Annotated in this window: 8 protein-coding genes and 1 pseudogene; 2 read left to right on the top strand and 7 right to left on the bottom strand. The window is 63.8% G+C overall.

Features of this window, described 5'->3' with window-relative positions; genetic code table 11:
* Positions 1–436 (bottom strand): annotated as a pseudogene (locus ABI213_RS01005) (cytochrome C); the annotation flags it as partial.
* A 131-nt stretch (positions 437–567) separates the two neighbouring features.
* On the opposite strand from ABI213_RS01005, the gene ABI213_RS01000 reads away from it, so the two are divergent.
* On the top strand, positions 568–1,995 hold the full coding sequence (locus ABI213_RS01000; RefSeq protein WP_348005917.1) for a PLP-dependent aminotransferase family protein: 1,428 nt from the start codon (positions 568–570) through the stop codon (positions 1,993–1,995).
* A gap of 50 nt (positions 1,996–2,045) precedes the next feature.
* On the opposite strand, the gene yicI is transcribed toward ABI213_RS01000, so the two are convergent.
* The 6 genes from yicI to ABI213_RS00970 all read right to left on the bottom strand — a co-directional run bounded on the left by yicI (position 2,046) and on the right by ABI213_RS00970 (position 9,626).
* A complete protein-coding gene (yicI, locus tag ABI213_RS00995) occupies positions 2,046–4,376 on the bottom strand; it encodes an alpha-xylosidase (RefSeq protein ID WP_348005916.1) in 2,331 nt (776 codons plus the stop codon).
* A gap of 16 nt (positions 4,377–4,392) precedes the next feature.
* Positions 4,393–5,451, bottom strand: a complete 1,059-nt coding sequence (ugpC, locus tag ABI213_RS00990; protein WP_348005915.1) for a sn-glycerol-3-phosphate ABC transporter ATP-binding protein UgpC — start codon at positions 5,449–5,451, stop codon at positions 4,393–4,395.
* Positions 5,452–5,461: 10 nt separating this feature from the next.
* Complete coding sequence (locus tag ABI213_RS00985; RefSeq protein WP_348005914.1) at positions 5,462–6,274, bottom strand: carbohydrate ABC transporter permease; 813 nt, start codon at positions 6,272–6,274, stop codon at positions 5,462–5,464.
* A 2-nt stretch (positions 6,275–6,276) separates the two neighbouring features.
* The gene (locus ABI213_RS00980) at positions 6,277–7,170 is read right to left on the bottom strand and encodes a sugar ABC transporter permease (protein ID WP_348005913.1); all 894 of its coding nucleotides are present in this window, start codon (positions 7,168–7,170) and stop codon (positions 6,277–6,279) included.
* A 61-nt stretch (positions 7,171–7,231) separates the two neighbouring features.
* Positions 7,232–8,452 carry a sugar ABC transporter substrate-binding protein gene (locus ABI213_RS00975; protein ID WP_348005912.1) on the bottom strand — a complete coding sequence of 407 codons (1,221 nt, stop codon included), beginning with the start codon at positions 8,450–8,452 and terminating at the stop codon, positions 7,232–7,234.
* A gap of 151 nt (positions 8,453–8,603) precedes the next feature.
* Positions 8,604–9,626, bottom strand: coding sequence for a substrate-binding domain-containing protein (locus ABI213_RS00970; RefSeq protein WP_348005911.1), 1,023 nt, complete (start codon positions 9,624–9,626; stop codon positions 8,604–8,606).
* A 32-nt stretch (positions 9,627–9,658) separates the two neighbouring features.
* Here ABI213_RS00970 and ABI213_RS00965 point away from each other — a divergent pair.
* On the top strand, positions 9,659–9,920 hold a 262-nt coding region (locus ABI213_RS00965), incomplete at its 3' end, for a hypothetical protein (RefSeq protein ID WP_348025704.1).

Here is a 9,920-nt window from a genome sequence, read left to right as displayed (position 1 = left end):
GGCCCAGCAGGCCGGGAATGTTCGGGGCCACGCCGGTGAGCGCGGCACCGTGGCATTGCACACAGGCGGGAATCTGCCGCGTGGCATCGCCTTGCTGCACCAGCATCTGGCCCCGGCGCAGCACCTCAGCCGTCACCTTGCTAGGCTGGGGTGCGGGGTACGGCAGGTCCAGCTGCGAAAAATACTGCGCGATCTCCATCAGATACGCGTCGCTGAGCGGATCGACCATTTGCACCATCAGCCCGTAGTGGCGGCGGCCGTCGCGGAAATTGAGCAACTGGTGGTAGAGGTAGCCCGCCGGTTTGCCCGCAATGCGCGGGTAATAGCCGTCGCTGGCGGCCCGCCCCTCTTTACCGTGGCAGGCGGTACAGGCCTGGGTGCGCTGGGCGATCGTGTCTTCAAACGGCGCTGGCGCGGCATGGCTGGCCGTGGCCACGAGTAGAAATAAAAGAGACAGGAGTATTTTCACGATGGGGAATCATGCTCCAGCCCCACAGCTTGGAACAGCAGCAGTGGGCATTTAAAAAACCATACCAGATGCTAAAAATGTAAAAATCTACAGCTCAGATGAAACGTTACGAGCAACTGGCCGACCTGCTGGCCGTCGACATCCGCTCCGGCCAGCGCGCGCCGGGCAGCCGCATGCCGTCCATCCGCACACTCACGGCGCAGCACGGTATCAGCCCGTCCACCGCCTTCCAGGCCTATTACCGACTGGAAGAAAAGGGCTTAGTGCGGGCACGCGAACGCTCGGGCTACTTTGTGACCGGGGCCGTCACCCTGCCCGCCCCCATGGCACGCACAGCCGCCCCGCCCGCGCAGGTGGCGGCTAAGGTGGATATCAGCGGCCTGGTGTTTGCCGTGCTGGACGCGGCGCAGCAACGCGACATTGCGCCGCTGGGCTCGGCTTTTCCATCCCCCGCGCTGTTTCCGCTGCAGCGCCTGGCCCAGTCACTGGGCCGCAGCATGCGCCGCAGCCAACCCTGGGAATCGGTGCAGCACCTGCCCCAGGGCCATGCCGGGCTGCGCCAGCAGATTGCGCTGCGCTACCTGGCCATGGGCATGGCCCAGCCGCCCGACGAGCTGGTGGTGACCAGCGGCGCGCTCGAAGCGCTGAACCTGTGCCTGGCTGCCGTGGCCCAGCCCGGCGACCTGGTGGCCGTGGAATCGCCCGGCTTCTACGCCAGCCTGCAAACGCTGGAGCGGCTGAAAATGCGCGCACTGGAAATCCCCGTGCACCCGCAGCACGGGCTAGACCTGGACGCGTTGGAGCAAGCCCTGAAACACCACCCGGTGAAGGCCTGCTGGCTGATGACCAGCTTCCAGAACCCGACCGGGGCCAGTCTGTCGATGGCGGGCAAACAGCGGCTGGTGGCCCTGCTAGCCAGCCGCCAAATCCCGCTGATCGAGGACGATGTGTACGGCGAGCTGTACTTCGGCAGCCAGGCCCCGCTGCCCGCCAAGGCGTTTGACCGGCAAGGCCTGGTAATGCACTGCAGCTCGTTCAGCAAAACCCTGGCCCCCGGCTACCGCGTCGGCTGGGTGGCGCCCGGCCGCTTCGGCCCGCGGATTGCGCAACTCAAGCTGATGACCACGCTGGGTGCCAGCCTGCCCGCCCAGGCGGCCCTGGCCGATTACCTGCAGCACGGCGGCTACGACAAGCACCTGCGCCGCCTGCGCCATGTGCTGGAGTCGCAACACGCCAGCCTGGTGACGGCCATCGCCCGCTACTTCCCGGCCGACGTGCAGGTGTCGCAGCCCGGCGGCGGCTACTTTGTGTGGGTGGCGTTTGCAGAAGGCTTCGACACCCTGGCGCTGCACCAGCAGGCGCTGACCCAGGGCATCAGCATCGCGCCGGGGCCGATGTTCTCGGCCCGGCAAGCTTTGCGCCATTGCATCCGCTTGAACTACGGCCACCTCTGGGATGCGCGCATGGAAGCGGCGATGGCGACGCTGGGCGCGCTGGTACACGGCCAAGAAATTTATAAAAAATAGGCCTCCAGCGCAGGTAGCACCTGCGCAAGCAGCTATTTATTAAATAGCAACTAGCCCTGTGCCAGTTGCAGGTCCAACGTCTGCACGCCTTCGGGCAGATGCACCCGCAGGCCTTGCGCGCTGGCCTCTACCCGCACACCGGCCAGCGCCTGCTGCAGCGCATGCAAGCCGCGCAGCACCAGTACGGCAGCAGGGCCTTGCCAGTAGACACGCAAACACGGGCCGTCGCACTGTATCTGCATGGTCAAAGCAGCATTGCCTTGCGCATCGGGCACGCGCACGCGGGTGGCGGTACCGTCGGCCAGCTCGAACAAATGCAGCTCCAGACCATCGCAATAGTCGTAGTCGGGCCGGTCGTCGCGCGCACCCAGCGCCAACAGGCTGCCAGGGCGCACGTACAGCGGCAGGCTGAGCATGCTGTGCTGCTCGTGCCGCCAACGGCCACCCTCCACCACTTCGCCGGTGAACAGATGCGTCCAGCGGCCTGCGGGCAGGTACACATCGACCTCGGAGTCGCTGCGCAATACCGGGGCCACCAGCAACTGACTGCCTAACATGTACTGGCGGTCCAGGGTGTGGGTCGTCAGGTCGTCGGCAAACTCCAGCAGCAGCGGGCGCATGACGGGCGTGCCGTGGTCGCGGGCCTGCACGGCGGCATCCCACAGGTAGGGCATGAGGCGGCATTTCCACTGCGTGAAATGGCGCAGCACGTCCACCGCCTCGTCGTCAAACAGCCATGGCACGCGGTAGGACTTGCTGCCGTGCAGGCGGCTGTGGCTGGACAGCAGGCCGAAGGCGCACCAGCGCTTGTACACGTCGGCCGGGGCGGTGTTTTCGAAGCCACCGATGTCGTGGCTCCAGAAGCCAAAGCCGGACAGGCCCAGCGACAGGCCACCGCGCAGGCTCTCGGCCATGGATTCGTAGTTGGAATTGCAGTCACCACCCCAGTGCACCGGGAACTGCTGGCCGCCCACGGTGGCGGCGCGGGCGAACAGCACGGCCTCGGTCTCGCCCAACTTGTCTTGCAGCACACGATAAACCAGTGCGTTGTAGGCAAAGGCGTAGTAGTTGTGCATGCCTTGCGGGTCGGAGCCGTCGTGGTAGACCACGTCGGTGGGCACGCGCTCGCCAAAGTCGGTCTTGAAGCAGTCCACGCCCATGTCGATCAGGCGGCGCAGGTGACCGGCGTACCAGTCGCAGGCGGCGGGGTTGGTGAAGTCCACCAGCGCCTGGCCGGGTTGCCAGCGGTCCCACTGCCAGACGCTGCCGTCGGGGCGGCGCAGCAGGTAGCCCTTGTCCATGCCTTCTTTGAACAGCGGCGACGGCTGGGCGATGTAGGGGTTGATCCAGAGGCAGATCTTCAGGCCGCGCGCCTTCAGCCGGGCCAGCATGCCTACCGGGTCGGGGAAGCTTTCGCGGTCCCATTCAAAGTCGCACCAGTGGAAGGCCTTCATCCAGAAGCAGTCGAAATGGAACACGTGCAGCGGCAGGCCGCGCTCGGCCATGCCGTCGATGAAGTGGTTGACCGTCTCCTCGTTGTAGTCGGTGGTGAACGAGGTGGTGAGCCACAGGCCGAACGACCACTGCGGCGGCAGTGCCGGGCGGCCGGTGAGCTGGGTGTAGCGGTCCAGCACGTCTTTGGGTTCGGGGCCGTCGATGACGAAGTACTCCAGCGCCTCGCCTTCGCTGCTGAACTGCACCTTGGCCACCTTTTCCGACGCTACCTCGAACGACACCAGGCGCGGGGTGTTGACGAACACGCCGTAACCGCGCGAGCTCAGATAGAACGGGATGTTTTTGTACGACTGCTCGGAGCTGGTGCCACCGTCCTGGTTCCAGATGTCCACCACCTGGCCGTTGCGTACAAACGGGGTGAAGCGCTCGCCCAGGCCGTAGATGTTTTCGCCCACGCCCAGGTCCAGCCGCTCGAACATGTGGGTTTTGCCGCTGGCCTCTTCCAGCGCCTGGCCGCCGCTGCGCAGGCCGCTGCCGGTGATGCGCTGGCTGCCGTGCAAGAAGTCCAGTGCCCAGGGGCCGCTGCGCGGAATGGTGACCGACAGCGTGCCGCTGGTCAGCGTGGCAGTGTCTGCGTCCATCGCTACCTGGGCCACGCTGCCCGCATCGGCGTACAGCGTGAAAGCCGGGTTGGCCGAGCCGCCCCCCTGAAAGTGCTCCATGCGCACGCCGATGATGCCGGGGCGCGGCGCATACAGGCGCACGGTGAACAACCCCACATCCAGCTGGTGGGCGCGTTGCGACACGTCTTTGGGCGCAGCGTAAATCAGCAGTGCATTGCCCTGCTGCTGCACCGAGTGCACGTGCACCGGTTGCATCACTTGCAGGCCCTTGCGGATGAGCCAGTTACCGTCGTTAATCTTCATGGTGGGTTAAAAATGGTTAAAGGGCAGCTTCGGTGGTGTGGTCAAAAATATGGGTCTGCGCGGGGGCGATGCCCAGTGGCACCTGGTCGCCTACGGCCAGGCTGACGCGGCCGGTCTGGGCCAGCGTGACCAGGGCTCCGGCCAGCTCGAAGGTGATAAAGGTCATACTTCCGGTGGACTCCACCGTATCCACCCGGCCCAGCAGGCGGCTGCCCTGCTGGATCGTCAAATGCTCGGGGCGCAAACCCACCCACACAGGTCGGCTGGACGGACGCGCCCGGTCCAGCGGCAGCAGGCAGTCGGTGCCGGTGATGGCCACTGCTTGCCCGTCATTCGCCACCACGCCGGGTACAAAATTCATAGCGGGTGAGCCAATGAATCCGCCCACGAAACGGTTGTTCGGCGTGTCATACAGTTCCAGCGGCGTGCCCACTTGCTCGATGTGCCCGGCGCGCATCACCACCACCTGGTCGGCCATGGTCATGGCCTCGATCTGGTCGTGGGTGACGTAGACCGAGGTGGCTTTCAGCCGCTGGTGCAGCTTGCGGATCTCGCTGCGCATGTGGACCCGCAAGGCGGCATCGAGGTTAGACAGGGGTTCGTCAAACAAGAACACCTTGGGCTGGCGCACGATGGCGCGGCCCATGGCGACGCGCTGGCGCTGGCCGCCCGACAGTTCGCGGGGCATGCGCTGCAGCAGCGGCTTCAGGCCCAGGGTGTTGGCCACACCTTCCAGCGCGCTGTCGATCACCGAGGCCGCCGCCTTTTTGAGCCGTAGCGAATAACTCATGTTGCGGGCCACGTCCATGTGCGGGTACAGCGCATACGACTGGAACACCATGGCCACGTCGCGGTCGCGCGGCGGGGTGTCATTGACCACTTTGCCGTCGATACTGAGCGTGCCCGCGGTGATGCTTTCCAGCCCGGCAATGGTGCGCAGCAAGGTGGATTTGCCACAGCCCGACGGCCCCACCAGGGCCACAAAGCTGCCCTGGCGGATGTTGAGGTCGATGCCGCGCAAGATCGGGGTGGTGCCGTAGGACTTGTCCAGGCCCTTGATTTCGATGGTGTTCATGGAGAAATGCTTATTTGAGTGCGCCAGCCGTCAGGCCGCTGACGATGCGCCGCTGCAACAACATGAAGGCGATCAGGATCGGGGTGGTGTAGATGGCGGCGTAGGTCATGATGCCGACCCAATCGGTCTTGGTATCGCCCACAAAAGCCGCCAGCGCCACGGTGGTGGTGGTGAACTTGTCGTCCAAGATCAGCGAGCGCGAGAACACGTATTCGCCCAGGGTCTGCAAGAAAACCAAAATACCGGTGACCAGCACGCTGTTGCGTACCAGCGGCAGCACCACGTGGATGAAGGCCTGGCGCGGCGTAGCGCCGTCTACCAGCGCCGCCTCGCGCAGCTCGCGCGGCACCTGCACAAAGGCCGAACGCATCAGCACCATGTAGAACGGCAGCGTCTTGCTGATCTGCGCCAGCACCACCGACAGGCGCGGAAAGCCCAGCAAACCCAGCTCCTGGAAGGCCGCAAAAATCGGTGTCACCATCAGCGCCGGAGGCAGCGCCTGCAGCACCAGAATGGCGAACAGCGCCACCTCGATCCAGCGGCTGCGCGCCTGGGCCAGGGCGTAGGCGGCGCCCGTGCCCAGCAGCACCGTCGCCGTGGTCACGCCGCCGGCAATCACCAGCGAATTCCACAGGTTGCGGCCCATGGAATAGTCGTGGAACACGCGGCCGATGTTGGACTGCGCACTCTCTGGCCAAAAGGTGGGGGGCAGGCGAAACAGCTCGGGGTTGCTTTTGAATGCAGTGATGAACATCCAATACAGCGGGAACAAATACAGCGCAGTCAGGCCCAGTGCCAGGCAGAAGAGGAACTTACGCCGCATGCTTACACCCACCGCTCATGGCGGGTGGCCCGCACATAGACCACCGCCGTAGCAACTACGGCCACCAGCATCAGCGAAGCCACCGCGCTACCCGGTGCGATCTCAAAGGTCTGGAACGACAGCTGCCAGGACCAGTACTGCGCCACTTGCGAAGCGTTGGCCGGGCCGCCCTGGGTCAGGGCGGCGACCAGGTCAAACTGCTGGATGGTCATGATCACGCCCAGTGCGATCACCGCGCCCAGGGTGGACTGCATCATCGGCAAGGTGATGGTGTAGAAGCGCTGCCAGGTGCCCGCGCCGTCCAGCTCGGCGGCCTCGTACAAATCCTTGGGAATCTGCGCCAGCCCGGCCGACAGCAGCAACATATTGAACGGCACGCCCAGCCATACGTTGGCGATCACCACCGCGTACAGCGCGTAGCGGGCATCGGACAGCCAGTAAATCGATTCCTTGGCCAGCCCCAGCGTCAGCAGCACGTGGTTGAGCACACCAAAGTCGCCTGCAAACATCAGCTTCCAGATCACCCCCGCCACCAGGCCCGGCATGATCCAGCCCGCCAAAAACAGGCCACGCATCACGGTAGCGCCCAAAAACGCCTCCTGGAACAGCAGGGCCAGCCCAAAGCCCAGCCCCACCTGGAACACCAGCGACAAGACGATGAAAATCCCCGTGTTCACCCACACGCCGCGGGCTTCGGGGCGCTGCAGCACGTCGATGTAATTGGCAAACCCCACCCAGGGCCGCGCCCACCAGTTGCCCGGTGCCATGGTGTCCACTTCCTGGAACGACATCACTAGGTTGTACAGCAGCGGCAGGCCGGCAAATACCAGCAAATAGCACAGGCCGAGCACCAGCAGCCAGTTCTCAAAGCTGCCAAAAGAGCGTTTAGGGTTCATGGGGAGCCAGACAGATATCAAGGAACCCACAGCCGCAGCCGTGGGTGTCTTACTTCAGTTCTTAGTTTTTGGTGACGCGCTGTACCTGTGCCGCAGCCGCCGCCATGGCCGTCCTGGCATCCGCCTGGTGGGTCAGCACCTGCTGCATGGCACCCGAGATGGCTTTGGAGATTTGCGGCCACTCGGGGTTGGGGCCGCGGGGGCGGGCGTACTTCATCTGCTCGGAGAACGCCTGGTAGGCCTGCGGCCATTTCGGGTCTTTGGCCACCGCATCCGAGGTGGCGGGCAGGATACCAAAGTCGTTCCAGTTGCGGCCTTGCTGCGAGATCACGTATTCCATGAAGCGAAAGGCGGCTTTGGGGTTGGCGGCATTCTTGGGAATCACGTAGCTCTGCTCGCCCAGGGCCGAGGTGTGCACGCCGTCGGCCTTTTCACCCGGCAGCAGGGCCACACGCCATTTAAACTTGGCGCTCTTGTCGATACCGGGGACCTCCCACGGGCCGGACACCACCATGGCGGCGTTGCCGTTGATGAAGGTGGCGGTGGAATCCGACTGGCCACGGTTCAGCGTGTCGCGGGAGGCCAGCTTTTCGTCCAGCAGCTTTTGCCAGAACTCCACCGCGCGGATGGCACCGGGGCTGTCCAGCTTGTTCCAGTCGGCACCGGCACTCTGGATGTACGGCAGGAACTGGAAAGTCCCCTCTTCGTTGCCACGCGCCGAAAACGCCAGGCCAAAGATGTTTTTGGCAGGGTTGTTCAGCTTAGTGGCAGCCGCATGCAGCTCGGCCCACGAGCGCGGTGGCTTCTCCGGGTCCAGCCCGGCTTCGCGGAACATGTCGTCGTTGATGTACAGCGCAATCGTGTTGGCACCGCGCGGAATGCCGACCAGCTTGCCACCCCAGGTGGAGTTGAGCCGGGGGCCGGGGAAAATCTTGTCGGCATGGATCACCTTGGACTGCTTGACCATGTCGTCCAGGTCCAGCAAGGCCTTTTTGGCGGCGAAGAAAGCCACGTTCGGGTTGTCGATGGGCATGATGTCCGGGCCGGTGCCAGAGCGGATGGCGCGCAGCGCCTCGTCGTTCACATCGGAGAACGCCACCCGGCGCACTTCAATCGTCAAATCGGGGTTCTTGGCCTGGAACTCTTTCACCATGGTCTCGGTGTAGTTGTCTTGCTCGCCAAAGCTCCAGATTTTGAGCGTCTCGGCCTGGGCGGCGCCCAAACCCAAGCTGATCAATGCCGCTGCGGCACTGGCCCAGCGCAGGGTAAATCGTCGGTTCATGGTGTTGTCTCCATATGCTTGCTGATAAATTTTTAGTGCCGCAACTTCGTTTCCGGAAACGTTTACGGAAATGGATTATTTGCGGAGATGCGTCTATCCGTGCTCGGTGGAAACCCTGTGAATGGAGGCGGCAGCGGCCTGGGGAATCCGACTAGATGTCGCTTTTGCCTTGCAGAATATTCAGCGGCCACAGCTGCTGAAAGGCGGTGGCAGGCACGCCCGCATCCTGCGCCGCCATGCGCGCCAGCAAAGCATCGGCCAGGCGCGTGCCTAGGGGCCGCAAGTCCACCGAAAACCCGCTTAGGGAAGGGTGCATGTACCGGGCCAGCTCGCCGGTCAGCACGCCGCCAAAAATCGCCATGTCGGGGCCCGGCTGCAAACCCAGTTCGTGCAGACTGCCATAGGCCCCGATGGCCATGCAATCACTTTGGAAAATGACGGCGCTGGGTGGGCTCTCCAGGGCACGCAAGCGGCGCACCTCCAGGTAGCCACCGCGCTCGGACAGTTCCTCGCGGCCAATCAGCGCGTTGTCCACTACCAGGCCGTGGCGGCGCATGGCGCTGCGGTAGCCCTTGCGCATCAAATGGCCTTGCATGGCATCGTCTTGCGGGGTGCACAGCGCGATGCGCTGGTGGCCGCGCGCCACCAGGTTGCCCACCACCTGGGCCACGCCGACCTCAAAGTCCAGGTCCACCCAGGCATGCTCACCGCCCGAGCTGCTGCGGCCCAGCGCCACGAACGGAAATCCCTGGGCGGCCACGTAATCCAGTCGTTCGTCTTTGCGGCGGGTGCCGGCCAGGATCAATCCGTCTACCAAACGGCGCTCGACTACCCGTTTGAGCCGCGCCATCTCGTCGGCATCGTCTCGGTTTTGGAACAGCACCAGCTCCAGATCGGCGGGGGCAATACGGCTCTGGATGCCTTCGGCCAGCGTCAAAAACAGCGACCAGGTGTAGTTTTCGTTGCTGCTTTTGGGCGGCAGCATCAAGCCGATGGTGTTGTGCCGCCCCTTACGCAGGCTGCGGCCCGACTGGTTGGGTGCATAGGCCCGGGCCTGGGCGGCATCCTGCACCCGCTGGCGGGTCTGCGCGCTGACTTCAGGGTGGTTGTTCAACGCTCTGGAAACTGTCGCAATAGACAGACCCAAATCCTGCGCCAGACGTTTAATACCCATTGCAGTTCTTAAAGAGAGAAGGCGAAAAATGCATGGATCACTGTAGCAGCCTGCATGCCCAAAAAGCCCGCCAGGCGATGGTGGAAGCGGCTATGGCTAGCTTGGTTTTTTGGGATGAAATTTATAAAAAATACGACTCCAGCGCACACAGCACCTGCGCTGGAAGCTATCAAAAATGTGGTATTTCACCGGTATGTGTGCCGCCGCACAGACAGCAGCAGCATCTGGGCGCACATTGGCAAGCTGCCAACCTAGGATTCACCATGTCTATTCGTACCACTGTACTCATCACTG

The sequence above is a fragment of the Rhodoferax sp. genome, assembly GCF_039922535.1.
In the GTDB taxonomy this organism is placed as follows: domain Bacteria; phylum Pseudomonadota; class Gammaproteobacteria; order Burkholderiales; family Burkholderiaceae_C; genus Rhodoferax_B.
The sequence above is the reverse complement of the archived record's forward strand: the minus strand, read 5'-3'. Positions and strand labels throughout refer to the sequence as shown.